Origin of the sequence: Hyphomonas adhaerens MHS-3, assembly GCF_000685235.1 — a bacterium.
GTDB classification, from domain to species: Bacteria; Pseudomonadota; Alphaproteobacteria; order Caulobacterales; family Hyphomonadaceae; genus Hyphomonas; species Hyphomonas adhaerens.
In genome coordinates this window covers 407,452-426,738 of record NZ_ARYH01000001.1, presented here as the reverse complement: position 1 = coordinate 426,738, position 19,287 = coordinate 407,452, and the positions used below count along the sequence as shown (strand labels likewise).

General features: G+C 62.1%; 23 protein-coding genes. 17 read left to right on the top strand and 6 right to left on the bottom strand.

Annotated elements, in window-relative coordinates; genetic code table 11:
• The first annotated feature begins 10 nt into the window (after positions 1-10).
• Positions 11-1,081: a type II secretion system F family protein gene (locus HAD_RS02040; RefSeq protein ID WP_422119982.1), complete on the top strand. Its 1,071-nt coding sequence runs from the start codon at positions 11-13 to the stop codon at positions 1,079-1,081.
• Positions 1,082-1,110: 29 nt separating this feature from the next.
• On the opposite strand, the gene HAD_RS17720 is transcribed toward HAD_RS02040, so the two are convergent.
• Positions 1,111-2,004, bottom strand: coding sequence for a tetratricopeptide repeat protein (locus HAD_RS17720; RefSeq protein WP_162177460.1), 894 nt, complete (start codon positions 2,002-2,004; stop codon positions 1,111-1,113).
• Between the two features lie 118 nt (positions 2,005-2,122).
• Between HAD_RS17720 and HAD_RS02030 the strand changes: the two genes are divergently transcribed.
• The 5 genes from HAD_RS02030 (at position 2,123) to arsC (ending at position 5,862) form a co-directional block, all read left to right on the top strand.
• Positions 2,123-3,484: a leucyl aminopeptidase family protein gene (locus HAD_RS02030; RefSeq protein ID WP_035569121.1), complete on the top strand. Its 1,362-nt coding sequence runs from the start codon at positions 2,123-2,125 to the stop codon at positions 3,482-3,484.
• A 67-nt stretch (positions 3,485-3,551) separates the two neighbouring features.
• On the top strand, positions 3,552-3,887 hold the full coding sequence (locus HAD_RS02025; protein WP_035569118.1) for an ArsR/SmtB family transcription factor: 336 nt from the start codon (positions 3,552-3,554) through the stop codon (positions 3,885-3,887).
• A gap of 22 nt (positions 3,888-3,909) precedes the next feature.
• A complete protein-coding gene (locus HAD_RS02020; RefSeq protein ID WP_035569116.1) occupies positions 3,910-4,398 on the top strand; it encodes an ArsI/CadI family heavy metal resistance metalloenzyme in 489 nt (162 codons plus the stop codon).
• A 4-nt stretch (positions 4,399-4,402) separates the two neighbouring features.
• Complete coding sequence (gene arsB / locus HAD_RS02015; RefSeq protein WP_035569113.1) at positions 4,403-5,446, top strand: ACR3 family arsenite efflux transporter; 1,044 nt, start codon at positions 4,403-4,405, stop codon at positions 5,444-5,446.
• Positions 5,443-5,862: an arsenate reductase (glutaredoxin) gene (gene arsC, locus HAD_RS02010; protein WP_035569110.1), complete on the top strand. Its 420-nt coding sequence runs from the start codon at positions 5,443-5,445 to the stop codon at positions 5,860-5,862. The genes arsB and arsC overlap by 4 nt, the downstream gene beginning before the upstream one ends.
• A 3-nt stretch (positions 5,863-5,865) precedes the next feature.
• On the opposite strand, the gene HAD_RS02005 is transcribed toward arsC, so the two are convergent.
• Positions 5,866-6,549: a tetratricopeptide repeat protein gene (locus HAD_RS02005; RefSeq protein ID WP_051595847.1), complete on the bottom strand. Its 684-nt coding sequence runs from the start codon at positions 6,547-6,549 to the stop codon at positions 5,866-5,868.
• A gap of 61 nt (positions 6,550-6,610) precedes the next feature.
• On the opposite strand from HAD_RS02005, the gene HAD_RS02000 reads away from it, so the two are divergent.
• Entirely contained in the window at positions 6,611-7,519 is a 909-nt protein-coding gene (locus HAD_RS02000) for an SDR family oxidoreductase (RefSeq protein WP_035569107.1), read from the top strand.
• Here the strand turns inward: HAD_RS02000 and HAD_RS18840 are convergent.
• Both HAD_RS18840 and HAD_RS17715 read right to left on the bottom strand, forming a co-directional pair.
• Positions 7,462-7,641, bottom strand: coding sequence for a nicotinamide mononucleotide transporter (locus HAD_RS18840; protein ID WP_156942129.1), 180 nt, complete (start codon positions 7,639-7,641; stop codon positions 7,462-7,464). The two genes, HAD_RS02000 and HAD_RS18840, sit on opposite strands and share 58 nt — an antisense overlap.
• Positions 7,642-7,692: 51 nt before the next feature.
• Positions 7,693-9,198: a PDDEXK family nuclease gene (locus tag HAD_RS17715; RefSeq protein ID WP_156942128.1), complete on the bottom strand. Its 1,506-nt coding sequence runs from the start codon at positions 9,196-9,198 to the stop codon at positions 7,693-7,695.
• Between the two features lie 258 nt (positions 9,199-9,456).
• Between HAD_RS17715 and HAD_RS01990 the strand changes: the two genes are divergently transcribed.
• Together HAD_RS01990 and HAD_RS01985 are read left to right on the top strand one after the other, a co-directional pair.
• Positions 9,457-9,825, top strand: coding sequence for a nuclear transport factor 2 family protein (locus tag HAD_RS01990; RefSeq protein ID WP_035569104.1), 369 nt, complete (start codon positions 9,457-9,459; stop codon positions 9,823-9,825).
• A gap of 213 nt (positions 9,826-10,038) precedes the next feature.
• The gene (locus tag HAD_RS01985; RefSeq protein WP_156942127.1) at positions 10,039-12,291 is read left to right on the top strand and encodes a TonB-dependent receptor family protein; all 2,253 of its coding nucleotides are present in this window, start codon (positions 10,039-10,041) and stop codon (positions 12,289-12,291) included.
• A gap of 10 nt (positions 12,292-12,301) precedes the next feature.
• On the opposite strand, the gene HAD_RS01980 is transcribed toward HAD_RS01985, so the two are convergent.
• Entirely contained in the window at positions 12,302-12,787 is a 486-nt protein-coding gene (locus tag HAD_RS01980; RefSeq protein WP_035571456.1) for a flavodoxin family protein, read from the bottom strand.
• A gap of 73 nt (positions 12,788-12,860) precedes the next feature.
• Between HAD_RS01980 and HAD_RS01975 the strand changes: the two genes are divergently transcribed.
• Complete coding sequence (locus HAD_RS01975; RefSeq protein WP_035569098.1) at positions 12,861-13,067, top strand: hypothetical protein; 207 nt, start codon at positions 12,861-12,863, stop codon at positions 13,065-13,067.
• 48 nt (positions 13,068-13,115) lie between these two features.
• Complete coding sequence (locus HAD_RS17710; protein WP_051595845.1) at positions 13,116-14,231, top strand: aromatic ring-hydroxylating oxygenase subunit alpha; 1,116 nt, start codon at positions 13,116-13,118, stop codon at positions 14,229-14,231.
• A 7-nt stretch (positions 14,232-14,238) separates the two neighbouring features.
• Here HAD_RS17710 and HAD_RS01965 read toward each other — a convergent pair whose 3' ends face one another.
• A complete protein-coding gene (locus HAD_RS01965; protein ID WP_035569095.1) occupies positions 14,239-15,003 on the bottom strand; it encodes an alpha/beta fold hydrolase in 765 nt (254 codons plus the stop codon).
• Between the two features lie 55 nt (positions 15,004-15,058).
• On the opposite strand from HAD_RS01965, the gene HAD_RS01960 reads away from it, so the two are divergent.
• From HAD_RS01960 to rplT, 6 genes are all read left to right on the top strand, one after another.
• Positions 15,059-16,234 (top strand): glycosyltransferase family 4 protein, encoded by a 1,176-nt coding sequence (locus HAD_RS01960; protein WP_241765281.1) that lies wholly within the window; start codon positions 15,059-15,061, stop codon positions 16,232-16,234.
• An 18-nt stretch (positions 16,235-16,252) separates the two neighbouring features.
• Positions 16,253-17,287 (top strand): glycosyltransferase family 9 protein, encoded by a 1,035-nt coding sequence (locus HAD_RS01955; RefSeq protein WP_051595844.1) that lies wholly within the window; start codon positions 16,253-16,255, stop codon positions 17,285-17,287.
• Positions 17,288-17,399: 112 nt separating this feature from the next.
• On the top strand, positions 17,400-17,924 hold the full coding sequence (infC, locus tag HAD_RS01950) for a translation initiation factor IF-3 (RefSeq protein ID WP_035569089.1): 525 nt from the start codon (positions 17,400-17,402) through the stop codon (positions 17,922-17,924).
• A gap of 282 nt (positions 17,925-18,206) precedes the next feature.
• Entirely contained in the window at positions 18,207-18,395 is a 189-nt protein-coding gene (locus HAD_RS18500) for a hypothetical protein (protein WP_156942126.1), read from the top strand.
• 273 nt (positions 18,396-18,668) lie between these two features.
• On the top strand, positions 18,669-18,869 hold the full coding sequence (gene rpmI, locus HAD_RS01940) for a 50S ribosomal protein L35 (RefSeq protein WP_034762490.1): 201 nt from the start codon (positions 18,669-18,671) through the stop codon (positions 18,867-18,869).
• Positions 18,870-18,915: 46 nt separating this feature from the next.
• On the top strand, positions 18,916-19,278 hold the full coding sequence (rplT, locus tag HAD_RS01935; protein ID WP_035569083.1) for a 50S ribosomal protein L20: 363 nt from the start codon (positions 18,916-18,918) through the stop codon (positions 19,276-19,278).
• The last annotated feature ends 9 nt before the right edge of the window (positions 19,279-19,287 follow it).

The window sequence follows — 19,287 nt, the reverse complement described above, 5'->3', positions numbered from 1 at the left end:
AGTGTACGAGATTCTCCTTTCCCTGGCGAAGCCTGAAGCGCTGGCATCCCTGCTGGTCGCGGTTGCCGTGTTTGGCACGATGGTCACCATGTTCATGCCCTACCTGCAGGGCAACAAGCTTGAAACGCGTCTAAAATCGGTTTCGATGCAGCGGGAGAAATTGCGCAAGCAAAACCGCGCAGCGCTCGAACACAAGAAGGGTTTGCGCCGCAAGGACGACTCCACAATCGGGAATATTTCCTCGCGCCTCAATCTTGCCAAAGCCCTGGAAGACCCGAACCTTCAGGACACGCTGAACAAGGCCGGCATGCGGGGTCCCGGACCGGTATCCGCATTCTACTTTGCCCGGATGACGCTGCCCTTCGTGGGGATGCTGCTCGTGTTCGTGTATGTGTTTTTTGTCAACGATCATGGCATGCAGCCCATGATGAAGTACGGTTCCATCCTGTTTGGGGCCGCGGCTGGCTTCTACGCGCCGAACATGTACGTCTCCAATCTGGCGCAAAAGCGGCAGCATTCTCTCATGCGGGCCTTTCCTGATGCCCTCGACATGCTGCTGATTTGTGTCGAAGCCGGCATGTCGATCGAGCTCGGGTTTCACAAGGTCAGTCAGGAAATCGGATCTGCGTCTCCCGAACTGGCCGAGGAATTTGCCCTCACCGTTGCGGAACTGTCCTATCTCCCGGAACGCCGCATGGCGTATGAAAACCTTGCCAATCGGACCGGGCACGAAGGCGTCAAAGCCGTCTGTATGGCGCTGGGCCAGGCTGAACGCTACGGGACGCCACTGGGCGATGCGCTTCGGGTGATGGCCAAGGAAAATCGCGATATGCGCATGTCCGAAGCGGAGAAGAAGGCGGCCGCGCTGCCCGCAAAGCTGACGGTGCCGATGATCGTCTTCTTCCTGCCGGTCCTGTTCCTGGTCGTTCTCGGTCCGGCTTACATCAAGTACCAGAAAATGCAGGGCAAGAATGACGACGCACCCGCGCTCACGCAGGAGCGCCGTGGCAATGAACGCCGGGCTGACGCCAGTGACATGATGGGCAATGATCCGCGCGTAGAGGTTCGCGTCCTGGGCTGATCAGGCAGCCGGTTTCAAGGTCTGATACTTCAGCCGCCGCTGCGGCGCAGGCGCAGACCTGTTGATTCAGCCGGGGGCGCGGCTTTTTCCGGTTCGGAAGCAGCGGCCTGTATCGCGGTCTTTTCCCGTGACGCTTCCGGGGCGGGGGCGGACTGGATCATGTCCTTCAAGAGTTCGACATTCTGTTCGACCACCGCGTCCGGCGCATAGCCGGCACTGGTTTTCTGCATCTCGTCAAACCGGCCCTGAAGGCCCAGCACCAGCGCCAGATTTTCGCGGATGCGAATATCGCCAGGGGCCGTGGAGGCAGCCTGGCGGAGTTTTCCTTCAGCGCCGGTCAGGTCACCCGTCAATGCGAGGGAGAGGCCGTAATTGGCGAGCGTTGAGGCGCGCTCCGGCTCGATCGCCAAGGCCTTGTCATAGGCGGCCTGCGCGCCTTGATGGTTTTCAAGCTGGTCCAGGGCGGTGCCGAGCGCTGCCCAGGCTTCGGCACGTCCGGGATCGGCCACGGCCACCTGTTCGAACGCACGCGCTGCGCCCAATTGATTACCATTTACGGCGAGTGCCCGGCCAAGCGGCATCAGGATGCGCGGTTCGCCCGGATAAATGACCAGCACCTCGGACAGCACTTCAATGGCTCTTTCCGTGGAGCCGATGCCACGCAGGGCATTGGCGAAGGTCAGCGCATTGTCCAGATTTTCGGCATCCTTGGCGTATTCCTTCGACCAGAAATTAGCCTTGGTCAGCGGGTCTGAATTATTGGCGGCCTCGATTTCTTCCGGCGTTGCGGGCTTCATCGCTTCCACCATGGCGGCCTGCAGCTCCGCGGCGGCCTGGGCATCCGGATCGGGCGTTGAAGCGCAGGCCGTTATACCGGCCAGGGCGACAGCAAGTGCAGCCAGCGAGGTTTTGGCTCTGGACATGGGACCGCTCCGGGTTTGAATCAGGGTCATTCCCGCGTGAGTCTGGACCTGTGGGCGTCAAGGATGGGTTAACGCCAGCGCAGACTCCATTAACACTTGCCCGTACGAGGCCATTTTCATGCACAAGAGTTTCACCACCGGTGCCGATGCCGCCGTCAGCGTCTGGCTGTATACGTCTGACGCCTTCAAATCGCTCGAGAACGATCCGTTCCCTTCCGCCCGCGCCATTGCGAAAGCGCAGGGCTTCACTGGCGGGGCAGGGCAGATGGCGCTGGTGCCGGGCACGGATGGCGGAGTGGCGCATGTGCTGGGGGGAATCGGCGATGGCGAGGACGCGCTGGCCGTCGCGGCCCTGTCCGGGAAGCTGCCTGAAGGCGTGTACAAGGTCGCGGCCGATGGCGGCCTGTCCGTCGCATCCATCGCGGCTGGCTGGGCAGACGGGGCCTACCGGTTCGACCGGTATCTGAAGGACAAGTCCAGCCCGCCGCAACTGGCGATCCCGGAAGGGGACGCGGGTGAGGCGCTTTCGGCGGAAGCTGACTCAATCGCGCTTCTGCGGGACCTCGTGAATACACCGGCCGGTGACATGACCCCGGCAGGCATTCAGGACGTCGTTGCAAATCTCGCCGAAGAATTCGGGGCAAAACTGACGGCCATCGTGGGCGATGACCTGCTGGAACAGAATTACCCCATGGTCCATGCCGTGGGCCGGGCCGCAGCCGCCGCACCGCGTTTCCTGGAACTGGAATGGGGCGATACGTCAAAGCCGCAGCTGGCCCTCGTCGGCAAGGGCGTGACCTTCGATTCCGGCGGTCTGGACATCAAGCCGGGCAGCGGCATGCGGATCATGAAGAAGGATATGGGGGGCTCTGCTCACGTCATCGCGCTCGCACGTCTGGTCATGGCCACGAACCTGCCGGTGCACCTGAAGCTGTACGTCCCGACAGTGGAAAACGCCATTAGCGGCGATGCTTTCCGGCCGGGCGATATCCTGTCGTCCCGCAAGGGGCTGACGGTGGAGATCGATAATACCGATGCGGAGGGCCGGCTGATCCTGGCCGATGCGCTGACGCGCGCGTCGGAATGCGATCCGGATCTGTTGCTCGACTTTGCAACGCTCACGGGCGCGGCCCGCGTCGCGCTCGGGGCGGATCTTGCGCCGGTCTATTCCGATGACGATCAACTGGTGGCGGACGTCCTTGCCGGCTCGGCAGAGTCCGGGGATCCGGTCTGGCGTATGCCAATGTGGGATCCGTACCTGGCGGACCTGAAGAGCCCGATTGCGGACCTTGTGAATTCCGGCGGTGGCTTCGGTGGTTCCATCACCGCTGCATTGTTCCTGAAACAATTCGTCGATGCGAAGAGCTGGGCGCATTTCGATGTCTGGGCCTGGCGCAAAGGCAAATATGGCCGTCCGGAAGGCGCGGCTGCCTGTGGCCTGCGCGCCGTCTGGGCGATGCTGCAAACGCGCTACCGCTAAAAATCAAGAAGTCGGCGCCCGATCGGGAGGGTGTTGACGAATTCTATAATTCCATTATCGTGGAAATATGGAATCAAAAAACGCCCTCTCGCAATTGTCCGCGCTCGCTCAGGAAAACCGGCTGGCTGTGTTCCGTCTTCTGGTGAAAGCTGGGCATGACGGCCTGCCCGCCGGGGATATCGCGGCGGCGCTTGGTGTGCCGCCGAACACGCTGTCATCCCAGCTCAACATTCTGTCGAATGCGGGCCTCGTTGAAGGCAACCGGCAGGGGCGCTCCATCATCTATACGGCAAACTACGACGCCATCAGTGGACTGATCGTGTTCCTGATGGAAGACTGCTGTCAGGGCCGTGAAGAGGTTTGCAGCCCCATCATGGCGGCCGCGCAATCGGCCTGCTGCTGAAGTTCACTGGAAAGGACGCCCCATGAAACGCCTGCATGTTCACATCGCCGTGGATAACCTCCAGCGCTCGATCGACTTCTACTCCACTCTGTTCGACGCACCGCCGAGCGTGCTGAAGGATGACTACGCAAAGTGGATGCTGGACGATCCACGAGTGAACCTCGCCATCAGTGCCCGCGGCGCGGCGCCGGGTGTCGAGCATCTTGGCATTCAGGCGGAGGATTCCGGTGAGCTCGCCGAAGTTTACGACCGCCTGAAGCAGGCAGATGCGCCCGTCCTCGAAGAAGGGGAGACGGTCTGCTGCTACGCCCAATCCGAAAAGAGCTGGGTTTCCGATCCGGCCGGCGTGCCGTGGGAAGTGTTTCACACGACCGGTGACAGCGCCGTCTATGGCGGCGGTCCGGAACTGAATGACGGACGGCTGGCCTCGACGCCGACCGGTATGGCCGTGAAAGGCGCGTGTTGCACGCCAGCGGCCGCAGAACCGCAAAACTCCGGCTGTTGCGGCTGATCTGATGGGGGCGTTTGAGAAATACCTGTCGGTCTGGGTCGGGCTTTGCATTCTGGCCGGGATCGGACTGGGGGCGTTTGTCCCTGGTGCATTCTCCGCGCTGGCGGCCCTTGAATATGCGAATGTGAATTTCGCCGTCGCGGTCCTGATCTGGGCGATGGTCTGGCCCATGATGATCGGGATCGACTTCTCGGCCATGCGCCGGGTTGGCGAACGGCCGAAAGGCCTGATCATCACGCTGGTTGTGAACTGGCTGATCAAGCCCTTCACCATGGCCATGCTGGGCGTCCTGTTCTTCCGCCATGTCTTTGCCGGCCTGATCCCGGCGGCAGACGCAGAGGGCTATCTTGCAGGCCTGATCCTGCTGGGCGCGGCACCTTGCACGGCCATGGTTTTCGTCTGGTCGCAGCTGACACGCGGGGATCCGAACTACACGCTCGTGCAGGTCAGTGTGAACGACGCGATCATGGTGTTCGCCTTCGCGCCGATTGTCGCCTTCCTGCTGGGGGTGACCGAGATCAGCGTCCCGTGGGAAACGCTGCTGCTGTCGGTGGGGCTCTATGTTGTCATTCCGCTGATCGCCGGTGTTCTTGCGCGCAATGCCCTGTCCCATCAGGGCGGGGAAGCGGCCGTGACGGGCTTCACGCACCGGATCAAGCCGCTCTCCGTGATCGGATTGCTGGCCACCGTCGTCCTGTTGTTCGGCTTCCAGAGCGGGACCATCCTGGCGCAACCGGCGGTCATCGCGTTGATCGCCGTGCCGATCCTGATCCAGTCCTACGGTATCTTCGCGCTGGCCTATGCGGCGGCCTGGATGTGGAAAGTGCCCCACCGGATCGCCGCGCCTTGCGCCCTGATCGGGACCTCCAATTTCTTTGAACTGGCGGTGGCCGTCGCGATCAGCCTGTTTGGCCTGAATTCCGGCGCCGCATTGGCGACGGTGGTCGGCGTTCTGGTCGAAGTGCCAGTGATGCTGTCGCTCGTCGCGTTCGCCAACCGGACGCGATCCGCTTTCGGGCCCGCAGAAGAGGAGGCGGCCGCACCATGATTGTCATCCATCACAATCCGGACTGTGGCACGTCCCGGAACGTGCTGGCCACTATTGAGGCGGGCGGCGAGGTGCCTGTCGTGATCGAATATCTCAAGGAAGGCTGGACCCGCCCGCAGCTGCTGGGCCTGTTCGCCGCCGCCGGCCTGACGCCACGTAGCGCCCTCCGCGAAACGAAATCACCGGCCAAAGAGCTTGGCCTGCTGGAGCCCGGTGTCAGCGATGAGGTGATCCTTGAGGCAATGCTGGAACACCCGGTTCTCGTGAACCGGCCCATCGTCTGCGGCCCGAAAGGCGTGCGCCTGTGCCGGCCGAGCGAGGCGGTGCTGGACCTGCTGGAAACGCTGCCACCGGGCCCGTTCCGCAAGGAAGACGGGGAATTGCTGATCGATGAAAACGGCCAGCGCGTGGGCTGACGCCTAGTCGGTTTCGATCCGTTCAATCGGCCCGCCGGCGTCGGCCTGCAGGCGCAACGCTTCGCGCACCTGGCCGCGCAGGACCAGCGTGTTGATGTCTTCCGGATTGGCCTCCAGGGCCGCGTTCACGTCCAGCATGGCCTTGTCCGGATCGCCCCTGGCGAGCCAGGCGGCGCCACGCATCTGGTAGGCTTCGGCATGGTCCGGCACGCGCAGCAGGACGGCGTCGAGATCTTCGATGGCTTTGTCGAAATTCTCCAGCAGCATGTGGGCCGACGCCCGGTCCAGCAGCAGTTCCGGCGCATCGGGCGCGATCTTCAGGGCGCCGTCGAACGCCTGCAGGGCGGAGTCCGGGTCATCGGCCTCGATCCACGCATTTCCGGCCTGCGAGAGATAGGCCGCGCGCTGCGCCAGCGTGCCGCCATCCGTTGAATTTGCGAGGTTTTTCAGCCGTTCCGCGCCTTCCGCCTGATGCCCGAGGGCGATCAGCGCCATGGCCGTGCACTGGCGCGCGCCGGGGCGGTTGCCCTGATAAAGCCAGGCGAGGCCGTCTTCATAGGCGTCGTCCGGATCGGTCTCGATCTTGGCGAGGCAGGCCTCCAGCCGGGCCTGTTCCTCAGCTGCGATACGCTCTCCGGCCGATTGCAGCAGGACGAGCGAAACGGCGGCAGCGGTGAGAAGGGGCATGGATCGGACACTCCGGAACCTGTAACAAACCCCATAGATACAATGGGCTCGGGCGAGGCAAATGACAGTTCAGCCATCTCTGCTTTTTGTCGCCGGGCTTGGCTATAGTGCCACACATCTGGCGCGGATCTGGCCGGGGCCGGTGGCCGGCACGGTGCGCAGCGAGGCCAAGGCGGAGGCGCTGCGGGCCAGCGGCATCGACGCCCGCGTCTGGGATGGCGACAGCCCGCTCCAGCTGCCCGATAAGGCATGCCTTCTGGTGACGATCCCGCCCGATGCGCATGGCTGCCCCGTATTACGCCATGTGCATACCGGACCCGGCCATGACGATACCGGACCGGACCATGATCATACCGGACTAAGCCATGATCTCCGCGTGACCTATTTGTCGACCACCGGCGTCTATGGAGACCTGGCCGGCGGCTGGGCATTCGAGTGGAGCGCGACCCACCCGCAGAGCCGCCGCGCCAAAGCCCGGGCCCTCGCCGAAGACCAGTGGCGCGCGGCGACCGGCGGCCGCGTGAGCATCGTGCGCCTGCCGGGCATCTATGGCCCCGGCCGCTCTGCCTTCGACCGGCTGAGGGAGGGCACGGCCCGGCGCATCGTGAAGCCGGGGCAGGTCTTCTCCCGCGTGCATGTGGACGATATCGCGAGCGGCCTGCTGGCCCTGCACCAGCGCCCGGAAGCCGCCGCGCGGGCAGGGGGCGTGTTCCATCTCTGCGACGACGAACCCGCCCCGCCGCAGGATGTGATTGCCCACGCCGCGGACCTGCTCGGCATGGACCCGCCGCCGGATTTGCCGTTCGAGGACGCAGACCTCAGCCCCATGGCCCGCAGCTTCTATGCCGAGTGCAAACGCATCTCCAACGCCCGCACCAAGGCGGCGCTGAACTGGCGCCCCCAATACCCCACCTACCGCGAAGGGCTGGCCGCGATTTTGGCGGGGGAGGCGGGTCCAGCACCTAGATGAGCAGTACAAAGAATAAAATACAAATTTGCGATTCCGACCGGAAAATTCCCGATATTCCGCTTCACCACCAGCCACACGCAAAGCGCGCCCGTGACAAAGCCCGCGATCTCAGTCCAGGTCATGTGCAAGGGAATGGTCGGTTGATGCTGAGATCGAGAATGGAACCATAGGTGTCAATCTTCACTACTGTCCCACTGATGAGGATAGGCAAATTCAAACTCAACGACGAAAATTTTTTCATCAGCTTCCGGCATTCTATTTAACTGCTGCTCTGCATTTTCTAGCTCTGCCCACTCGTCCCGTAGCAATTTTGTGTACAGTCCAAACTTATGGATTCCAGCGTGAGTGATACGAATGAATGTTCGATCATCTCCTTCAGACCACTTCTCCAGCTCATGAACCGACCCAGCTTTCAGATTAGGTGAAGTGTCCAGTTCAAAATACAACACATTGAAGTGTTTTCTCCTGCCTCTATCGTCCTGAAATGCCGAGCGATTTGCCTTAAGTAATTTTTTCTTCGGGCGTTCTGATTTGCGTTCTTCTTCCGGCATTTTTTCCGGAAAGAACTTTATTCGTGTCCATTCGTTGCCCCAATCGATCTCATGGTTGTGCACATACAATCGAGCAAACGATTCGGAGTACGGACCATTAGGTCCGAAGTCGGAATATATGTGTGGTATTGGAAACAATGAGTCACCTTCTGGGTCGATCAGGAGAATATTTGAGAATTGGAGTAACCCGTAACATTGGAGCCTACCTTGTCGAAACCGGGGTTGGCCAAACATGCAGTCCGATGCTTTGTTTGACTGAATTTTCCAAGCTTCTCGAGAAGCGAAGTCTTCGGGAGGATGCGCTAGGTCGACGAGCGTCGTGTAGTCCCATTCCTTTTTTCCCGGATCTACAAAAGCAAGGTATGTCCTGTAGTGGATCACCAATCCGGTGGGCTCGAAGTGCTTCGCGGTGCGGTGGACCCATCTTGGGATGTGTTCAAAGTCCAAATAGGCGCTTTCGTCGGGGTAATTCTTGTCATTGATGTCTCGTAACAGCAGGCCGCGCGAGAATGACCCTTGTGGGCCAGAATCTAACACTTTGTAGAGGCGGTTCTTGACCGAAACGATGGAGCGAACTTCCGAGGTGCGCGAGCGCTTTCTAACCGCGAGTGAAATGCCGAAGAAAGCGAATAAAATTCGGTCATTCTTTGGTTGGAATAGCATGTCTTCCAGTTCTGCTTTTCCCCAAAGATGAAATTCCATTACTCCTTTTTCTCGAAGGAGTTCGCGAAAAGCATCATAAGACTTTTTTGAAAAGTTCGTTGGCGCTGCGAGTATGTATCCATACGGAGGGTTTAGTAGGTCCACGTCGGCAACGATTTTTTTTAACGCTGCAGGTCCTATGCGGCTTTCTCTTTTACATTGGATCATCCACTGGTTGCCGGCGACTTCGTTAGTTGGTTCAGTTTCGGCCTCGTCGTTTACATCCAAAGTAGGGCGTTGGCTTGTTTCAAACGCTCTGGCGTCGAAGCCATCATCGGATCCTGAACGGCCAGTCGCTTCTATGGAATGCCATGTTTTGAAGTCATATATTAGCTGGCGTATGAGATCTTCAAAACGATGTGGCTCCAGATCTTCAAAATGAATCGGTCCGAGAGTTCTGGTTGTATGCGGCTTAGACTGCGCCATAGCTGATCCAATGATTTGGCGATGATTAAACGAGTTATTGGTATTCCATTTCTGGTTAATTTCAATGCACTCTCATCTTCTTCCGGGCTCTGAGCTCGGGTGTTAGCGATCAGGGGGAGGCGGCATGTCGCGCAGGCGCCAGCCTATTGACGTGCGGCAAAGGCGGCCTCGGCCAGCTGGTGCGTGCCACCGGGGCGGGTATGATGTACGATCAATCATTGGGCGATTTTACAGCCATAAAAAACAGGGAGGCACGCCATGAGCAATGAACAGGTGATCCGGGAGTTTATCGCGGCCTGGTCGCGGCTGGATGTGGAGGAGCTGGTGGGCTTCTTTGCCGAGGACGGCATCTATCACAACATGCCGACGGAGCCGGTGCAGGGGCACGCGGCGCTGCGCAAGTTTATCGGCACGTTCATCAATGGATGGAGCGAGACGACCTGGGATGTCCTCACACTGATGTCTGCCGGGGACAGGGTGATCGCCGAACGCCTCGACCGGACCGTCGCGCATGGCAAGCAGATCGACCTGCCTTGTTGTGGGGTTTTCGAAATGAAAGATGGCAAGATCGCCGCCTGGCGCGACTATTTCGACCTCGCCACCTACATGAAGCCGCTGGGCGGGTGATCGCCCCCTCCCGGCTTCCCCGTTCAGGTCGCGCAGCCATATCCGGTACAGCGCTGAATGCCGTCTGTTCAGCCTGACGGTCCGGCCGTGGCAGGTTGCTGGAGGAAGTCGTGCACTTTGCGGAATTTTTGCAAATAGGTCGCACTTGCATTCTCAATCTTGCTCCAATAAACAGCCGCGACCTGTATAGAAAATAAACGGAGCGAGGGCAGCGTGAGCCGTAACAAGAGCAGTTTCCTGATGGCGTCGGCGGCGGCGCTGGCGCTTTCGGCCGGGGCGGAATCACCTGACGCAGCAGAAGGGGACGACCGCTATCGCCTGTTGTCGACTGTTGTGGTCACAGGATCGTCCGAAGCGGCGCAGGACGTGGCGGGCTCGGTGTCCTTCCTGACCGACGCAGACCTGTCGGTGCAGGCGCAGAGCGACGTGCTGCGCATCCTGCGCGCCGTGCCGGGCGTCAACATCCAGGAAGAGGATGGCTATGGCCTGCGCCCGAATATCGGCCTGCGGGGCTCAGGGTCCGATCGCTCCTCGCGCGTGGCGCTGATGGAGGATGGCGTGCCGATCTCGCCGGCGCCTTATGCCTCGCCGTCCGCCTATTACTTCCCGACCATCGCCCGGATGAGCGCCATCGAAGTGACCAAGGGGCCGGCGGCCATCCTCTACGGCCCGCGCACCACGGGCGGGGCGATCAACATGTTCTCCACGCCCGTGCCGGATGACCAGCAGGGCTATGGCCAGGTGATGTTCGGCACCAATGACCGCCAGCGTGCGCACCTCTGGCTGGGCGGCAAGGCGGATGCCGCGGCGGGCTGGCAGCTGGGCGGGCTCGTCGAAGTGTTCACCGACGAGACGGACGGTTTCAAGCGGCTGGACAATGGCGGCCCGACCGGCTTCGACGCCGACGATCTTGTCGTGAAGCTCGGCGCCTACAAGGCCGGCGGGGCCATGCCGCAGAGCGTGGAGCTGAAATACCAGACGCGGGAAGAGACCTCGAACGAGACCTATCTCGGCCTGACGCTGGACGATTTCCGGGCAGACCCTTACCGGCGCTATGATGCGAGTACGGATGACCAGTTCAATGGCGAGAACGAGCTGTTCCAGCTGACCCACCGGATCGACCTGTCGCCGGACCTCAGCCTGACGACGATTGCCTATCATCACGATTTCGCCCGCAACTGGTACAAGCTGCAGGGCATCAATTCAGGCGGCACCGGGGCGAGCGGGGATGTGTCCATCTCCAGCGTGCTGGCCGATCCGGTGACCTATGCCGCCGAATATGATCTCGCCGTGGGCACCGCCAGCCTCGACAATTCCATCGTCTACCGCGCCAACCGGCGCGCCTATTACAGCGAAGGCGTCCAGTCCGTCCTCAACTGGAAGACCGCATTTGGCGGCATTGACCACGACCTGACCATCGGGGCGCGTATCCACCAGGATGAGGAAGACCGGTTCCAGGAGGAAGACGCCTATCGCCTCGACGGCGGGCAGCTGGTTCTCACGGCCGCCGGGGCAGCCGGCAGCCAGGCGAACCGCATCTCTTCCGGAGAGGCGCTCGCACTGTTCGTGCAGGACAAGTTCACGATTGGCCGGCTCTCGGTCACCGGCGGCGCGCGGTTCGAGGATTACAAGCTGACACGGGAAGACTATGCCACCAGCGACCCGGCCCGAGCGGCCGGGCCGAGCCGGGTAAGGGAGTTGTCCGATACGGTGGTCGTGCCCGGCCTCAGCGCGCTTTACGAGCTTAGCGAGACGACGACGCTGCTGGCCGGCGTGCATCGCGGCTTCGCGATCGCCAGCCCCGGCACGACGGACGCCGATGTCGAGGAAAGCGTCAACTGGGAAGCCGGCGGGCGTTATTCGCGCGGCGGCTTCGAGCTGGAAGCGATTGCCTATTTCAACGACTATTCGAACCTGCTCGGCACGTGCACGGCCTCGTCCGGCGGCGGCTGTGCAGTGGGCGACCAGTTCAATGGCGGCGACGTCGATGTGCAGGGCCTCGAAGTCACCGCCAGCTGGGACGCGGGCTCCGCTCTGGAGACGGATCTCTCCATTCCGCTGAGCCTCGTCTACACGCTGACTGATGCCGAATTCCAGACGAGCTTCGAGAGCGACTATGAGCCCTGGGGCAATGTCGCTGCCGGGGACGAACTGCCTTACATCGCCGACCAGCAGCTGACGCTGAGCGCCGGTCTGGAAACCGGCCGCTGGGGCGCGAGCCTCTCCGGCAACTATGTCTCCGATGCGCGCGCGCGCGCCGGGCAGGGCAGCATTCCGGAACGCGAACGGATCGAGGCGCGCTGGGTGGCCGACATGGCTGTCTGGGTGGACCTGACCGACCGCATCCGCGTGCGGGCCAAGGCCGAGAACCTGTTCGACGAGGTCTATGTCGCGTCGATCGATCCGGCAGGCCTCCGGCCCGGCAAGCCGTTCGAATTCCTGATGGGGGTGGAGGTTTCGTTCTGAGGCGCGGGCCTCAGAAGACGCCCATCTTCAGACCGGCCCCCAGCGCGGCGCCGAGTTCGCGGCACTTATCCAGCTCCGCGTCCGGGATGGTCTTCTCTGCGAGAATCTCTTCCGGGGTCTGCGCGCGGGTGTTGACGATCAGGGGCGGCTGCACCTCGCGCAGGCGCCAGCCCTTTGCAATACGTGCGGCCTGGCGGGCCGCGCTGTCTCCGTCGCTGCCTGCGCAGATCATCAGCGCATAGGGGCGGCCCTCGATTTGTCCGAGGACGGGATAATAGCAGCGGTCGAAGAATTCCTTCATCGCGCCGGACAGCGCGGCGAGGTTTTCCGGCCCGGCGAAGAGGTATCCGTCGGCGGCCAGCAGGTCCTCCGGCATGGCCTCGTCCGCGCGCATCAGAACGGCATCGGCCTCTTCTTTTGCGGCGGCGAAGGCGGCTTCGGCCATCTGGCGCGTGCCACCCGTGCGGGAATGATAAACGATCAATAATTTGGACATCTCGCCGCCCATGTTAGACTTCGCTCCAGGAAAGGACACAAGAATCCTTTCCATATAAAATTGGAGGAACACCATGCCGACCCCGATTGAAATCGAGATCGAAGGCAAGACTTACAAGGGCAGCTATGAAACGGACGGCCACCTGCTGACGACGCGCTACCGCATGCAGGCCATGACCGATGAAGTGCGCTCCACCGCTCCCGCCATCGCCGCGCGCGGCATGCTGGCCCGCCTCGTTCGGCTGGAGCATGACACGCCTGCCGATGCAGGCCCGCATTAACCCCGGAAAAAAACTTGACGCATGCGTCACCTTTTCTGAAGGTGGGGCATGACTCAGGAATTTCTATCTCCCGCCGACGTCGCTGCGAGCCGCAGGCCGCTGGCCGAAGCACTCACCTTGCCACCCGCCGCCTATACAGACGAGGGACTATGGCATGTCGAGAAAGCCCGCGTTCTGGCGCGCAGCTGGCTGCCGCTGGCACGGCTCGACCAAGTGCCGGAGGCGGGGGATTACCTCTCGGCAGACCTCGGCGGCGAGCCGGTGATGGTGGTGCGCGGGGAGGATGGCGCGGTGCGCGTGCTGTCCCGCGTGTGCCGCCACCGGGCCGCGCTGGTGGCGGAAGGGCAGGGCTGCCGCAAGCTGTTCACCTGTCCCTACCATGCCTGGTCCTATGACACGGCAGGCGCCTTGGTGCGCGCGCCGCTGATGGAGGGCTCGGAGGGCTTCGATCCGGCCATGCTCGGCCTGCGTGAGATCCGCTCGGAGATCTGGGAAGGCTTTGTCATGGCGACGCTGGACGCGGACGCGCCGGCCTTTGCCCCGCAGGTCAGTGGCCTCGCCGACTATCTGGCGAACTACAATCTTGGCGGTTTCGTCGTGGCGCGCACGCTGGACTATGCCCATGGCTGGAACTGGAAGGTGCTGGCCGAGAATTTCATGGAAGCCTACCACCATATCGCCGCCCATTCGAAAACGCTGGAGCCGGGCTACCATGCCCGCGACTCGCAGGTGCCGGACACAGACCAGCCCTGGTCCGTCCTGCACATGCCGGCCGCCGACCGGGAGGCGCCGCAGCCGCCCGTGCCGGGCCTCGAAGACTGGCAGCTGCGCGACCTGATCGCCGCCATCGCCTTTCCGGGCCTGATGCTGGCGATGCAGGGACCGTTCATGGCCTGGTACCAGATGACGCCGCTGGCGGCGGGCCAGCTGGACCTGAAGATCCATCTCTGCTTCCCGGACTGGATGCAGGGCTTGGATGACTATGCCGCCATCGTGGACGGGGCTGAAGCCTCCATCCGCGGCGTGCACGAGGAAGACATCGCCGCCAACGACCTTGTCTGGGCCGGCCTCAACGCGCCGCTGTCGCGCGCCGGGCCGCTGTCGCCGCTGGAAAAGTCGATCTGGCAGATGAACCAGTGGTGGCTCGGCAAGATGGGCGCCTAAGCACCCTTCATCCTGGCATTTTTGGTATTCCGGCAATTTCCCCGCAGGTCGCCAGCAGGCGGGCGATGTCCTGGTCGCGGGAGAGGCGGTGATCGCCATCCTTGATCAGGGTGAAGACGAGATCGGCCGAAATCATTGCCTCGACCAGCCGGAAGGCATGACGCCATGGCACATCCGGATCCTCGGCGCCCTGCAGGATGCGCACGGGGCAATCGAGTTCGATGGGCGCGTCCAGCAGCTGCCAGTCGCGGCCATCCTCGATCAGCGCCTTCGTGATCGGGTAGGGGTCGCCATAGTCCGACGGGCGGAGGGTGAAACCGGTCTCCATGATCTCTTCCTGCTGGCGGGGCGTGAATTCGGGCCACATCAGCTTTTGGGTAAAGTCAGGGGCGGGTGCGATCAGCACCATGCCGGCCAGCCGTTCGCGCCGGGCGAGGCCGGAGAGCAGCGCCATCCATCCGCCCATGCTGGAGCCGACCAGGACCAGCGGCCCGTCCGTCAACGCATCGATCGCGTCCAGCGCATCCTCGCGCCATTGGGAGATCGTGCCGTCCTCGAACGCGCCGCCTGATTCGCCGTGGCCGGAATAGTCGAAAGCGAGGAAGCCATGGCCTTCGTCTTTCGCCCATTGCTCCAGGTACATGACCTTGGAGCCGGTGATGTCGGACTTGAAACCGCACAGCCACACATAGGTCAGGTTGCTGCGGGCGGGGGCGCAGCGGCGATAGGCCAGCTGTCTGCCGTGAGGGGAGATGAAATGTTCGGTTGTCATAACCTGTCCGTTCCGCCATCTCTCTCGCCTGTCAAGCGAATGGGTGGCACGCGACTTGGAACCTCTCCCCGACATGACCGGCCTCGACCTGACCGGCAAGACGATCCTGCAGGTCGCCCCCGAACTGTCTGCAGGCGGCGTGGAACGTACTGTTCTGGAAGTGACCGAAGCCATCGTGCAGGCGGGCGGCCGGGCGCTGCTGGCCAGCCGTGGCGGTCGCCTGGAGGGCGAGTTCGAAAAACTGGGCGGCCAGCTGTTCCGCATGGATGCCAAATCCAAGAACCCGCTGGTGCTGAAAGCCAATGAAGGCAAGCTGAAACGGATCATCCGGGCCGAGGGGGTGAACCTTGTTCATGCCCGGTCCCGCGCGCCGGCCTGGAGCGCCTATGCAGCCGCGAAAGCCGCCGGCGTGCCGTTCGTGACCACCTATCACGGCGCTTATTCCGGCGAGGAAGGCCTGAAGCGGAAGTACAATTCCGTCATGGCCAAGGGCGATCTGGTGATCGCCAATTCCCAGTGGATCGCCGAACACGTGCGGCGGGTTCACGATATCCCACCGGAGCGGATCGTGACCATTCCGCGCGGTGTGGACCTCGAAGCGTTCGACCCGGCCGCCGTCGCGCAGACGCGGATCGACGAGGTCCGCGCGCGCTGGGGCCTGAAGGACGACACGCGCCTGACCCTGTTCCTGCCGGGCCGCCTGACCGAGTGGAAAGGCCAGTTGCTGGCGATTGAGGCGCTGGGCCTGCTGGCGCCGGAAGAGCGGGACGGGCTGGTCCTTGTCCTGGCCGGGGATGCGCAGGGCCGCGATGCCTATGAGGGCCGGATCTATGACACGATCCGCAAGTTACAGCTGGATGGGCAGGTGCTGGTCGTGGGCCACGAGACAGACATGCCGGCCGCTTACCTTGCCAGCGACATTGTGATGGCCCCCTCGACCCGGCCGGAAGCCTTCGGGCGGGTGGCGGCGGAAGCCTCCGCCATGGCGCGGCCGGTGATCGTCTCCGATCATGGCGGCGGCCGCGAAACCGTGCTCGACGGGGAGACCGGCGCCCGCTTCCAGCCGGGCGATGCGGCGGCGCTGGCGGGCGCAATCCGGGCGCTGCTGGCCGTTGGGAAAACCGCCCGCGCGGGCATGGGCCAGGCCGGCCAGGCGCATGTGCGCAGCCATTTCTCCAAGCGGGGGCTTCAGATGGCCACCCTCGGCGTCTATAAGCGCCTGATCGGTTAGGGGACCGACGAGGTAGGCATGGTAAAAACCGCAAAGCTCGCCAGCCCGGTCAATCCGGGGGCTGGCGCCAAGGAAGTTCTGGTCATCAAGCTGAGCGCGCTCGGGGACTTTGTGCTGGCCCTTGGCGCGATGAAGGCCGTGCGGGAGTTTCACCCCTCCGCCCGGATCACGCTGCTGACCACGCCGCCTTTCGAGGATTTCGCAAAGCATTGCCCGTATTTCGACCGGGTCGAAACCGATGGCCGCCCCGCCACGATGAAGGCGACGACAGCGCTGCTGAACCGGATCCGCAAGACGAAATACGACATCATCTATGACTTCCAGACCTCCGGGCGCACGAAGAATTATTTCACCGTGCTGAACCGGGCCGGGAAGGCGCCGCTCTGGTCCGGCCACCATGAGAAGGCGGCCTTCTTCCATGACAATCCGGACCGGGCGACCATGCACTCGATCGACCGGCTGGCCGAACAGCTGGCGGTTGCGGGCGTGGCGCCGGAAGGGCGCTGGAACCGCCAGAATTTCCCGAAGCCGGACCTCAGCTGGGTGCGGCCGAAACTGCGCGATGCCCCGCGGCTGCAGCCGGCCTATTTCGGGCTGGAACAACCGTACATGCTGCTGATCCCGGGCGCGTCCGAACACCGGGAAGCCAAGCGCTGGCCGGTGGAACGGTTTGCCGAACTGGCCAAACGGGTCGCCGATGCGGGGGTGACGCCCGCCATCATCGGCGGCAAGGCCGAGGGCAAGATCGCGCAGGACATCATGAAGCTGGAGAAGCGGGCCAAAAGCCTCGTCACACGGACAGACCTGTTCCAGATCGTCACCCTGGCGGAGAAAGCCGCCTTTGTCGTCGGCAACGATACCGGCCCGATGCACATGGCTGCAATCGCAGGCGCGCCGGGCGTTGCGCTGTTCGCCACCAGTGAAAGCAATCCGGACCATGCGGCCCCGCGCGGGGCCCGTTCGCCGATCATCAATTCGGCACCGACGCTGGCAGAATTGGAGATCGACACGGTCTGGCGGTCAATTCTGGCGCTGGGTGTGCTTCCCACTTGACCGCACCGCAAATTTTGCCGAGTGCGCTTTTTCTTGAATATACCAGCAACCACAGGCATATTCAGGCATCCGAGAACAGCCACAAAGGAGATCGGCCATAGCTCGCAGACCAATGAATGAAGCGCCCCAGAAGGAAAAGGGACCGCGCACCAATGACGACATCAAGGCCGCCAAGGTCCTGTTGATCGACGAACACGGTGAGAAACAGGGAGTGATGCCGCTGGCAGCAGCTCTGGATGCTGCGCGTGAAGCCAGCATGGATCTCGTCGAAGTTTCGCCGAACCAGGAAGTGCCCGTCGTCAAGATTCTAGACTATGGCAAGCTGCGTTTCGAAGAGCGGAAGAAGAAAGCCGCTGCGAAGAAAAAGCAGAAGAATTCCGAGCTCAAAGAAATCAAGATGCGTCCGAACATCGACACGCACGACTATGAAGTCAAAGCGAAGGCGATGACGCGCTTTTTCGAAGCGGGCGACAAGGTGAAAGTTACCCTGCGCTTCCGCGGCCGGGAAATGGCGCACCAGCATCTGGGTATGGAATTGCTGAACCGGGTGAAGGAAGACTTCGACGAAATGGCGAAGGTGGAGCTGGAGCCGAAGCTCGAAGGCCGCCAGATGACGATGGTCCTGACGCCGCGGTGAAGGCGGATCCGGAGAGTGAAAACGAGATTGAGCGGGGCTTTGGGTACCTCAAAACCATGGCCCTGCTCGCCATCATCGCTTTGGGATGGGCAGCAGTATCCCAACAACTGGCTTACCGAAAGATGGATAACATCTGTATGGCACAGGACCTTCCTCTGCCGGATTCCGTCAACAAACGGGAATTCTGTCGCTGCACAGTAACAGAATCGAAGCCACACTACACATATTGGGACTTTGTGCCTCTCATTGGTGATGGCCTTAGCAGCGCCGAGAAAGCCGGTGATGTGGCTCGGGAATCTGCCAGAACTTGTGCCATTCGAATGCGCCCGTCCTAACGCTGATTGGCTACCTTCCCAGTTCCGGAAAGTGCGGGCCAGTCACAGCAGTCCAGATCGGTTCGATCTGGCGAAAGTCGAGCCGGAGCTGAAGCTCGAAGGCCGCCAGATGACGATGGTCCTGACGCCGCGCTGAACGGGGCGCTGCACACCCTCATCAACACCTTCTAGACACCGTCTATACACCCTCAAGAGCCGGCTGGGCGGACCCTGCCGGCTTTTCCCGTTCCTGTGGGGGATTTCCGGGAAAAATCCCAGTGCATTTCCAGCCGCTTTCACCCCTTGATTCCCTTGTCCCAATCCGCCATAAGCCGCCACTTCCGAGTGGTGCTGGCGAACGGCATGCCCTCCACTCATGAAAACCGGGCCGCCCGCAAGGGTGCGAGCTCCACGAAACAAGGAGAATGAAATGCCGAAGATGAAGACCAAGAAGGCCGCTGCAAAGCGCTTCAAGATCACCGCCTCGGGCAAGCTGAAGCACGGCGTCGCCGGCAAGCGCCACCGCCTGATCAGCCACAACGCGAAATACATCCGCCAGAACCGCGGCACGTCCGTCGGTGCCAAGGCTGATGAAGCCCGTGTGAAAAAGTTCCTGCCGTACGGCCTCTAAGCCGCCGTCGCTGACTTAAACAAGATCTTGAAAGAAGGAGGCTCAGATGCCCCGCTCCCGCGCTAAAGTTCCTGCCCATGCCCGCCACAAGAAAGTCCTGAAGCAGGCCAAGGGTTTCCGTAACCGCCGCAAGAATACGTTCCGCATCGCGCACCAGTCCGTCTGGGAAGCCGGCCAGTACGCCTATGTCGGCCGTAAAGTGAAGAAGCGGAAGTTCCGCTCGCTCTGGATCCAGCGCATCAACGCCGCTGTCCGCCTGCACGACGAAAACATGAACTACTCGCAGTTCATCAACGGCCTGACCAAGGCCGGTATCGAAGTCGACCGCAAGGTGATGTCCGACATCGCCATCAAGGACCCGGACGCTTTCGGCGCCCTGGTTGCTCAGGCCAAATCGGCACTCGCCTAAGTTCTCCAA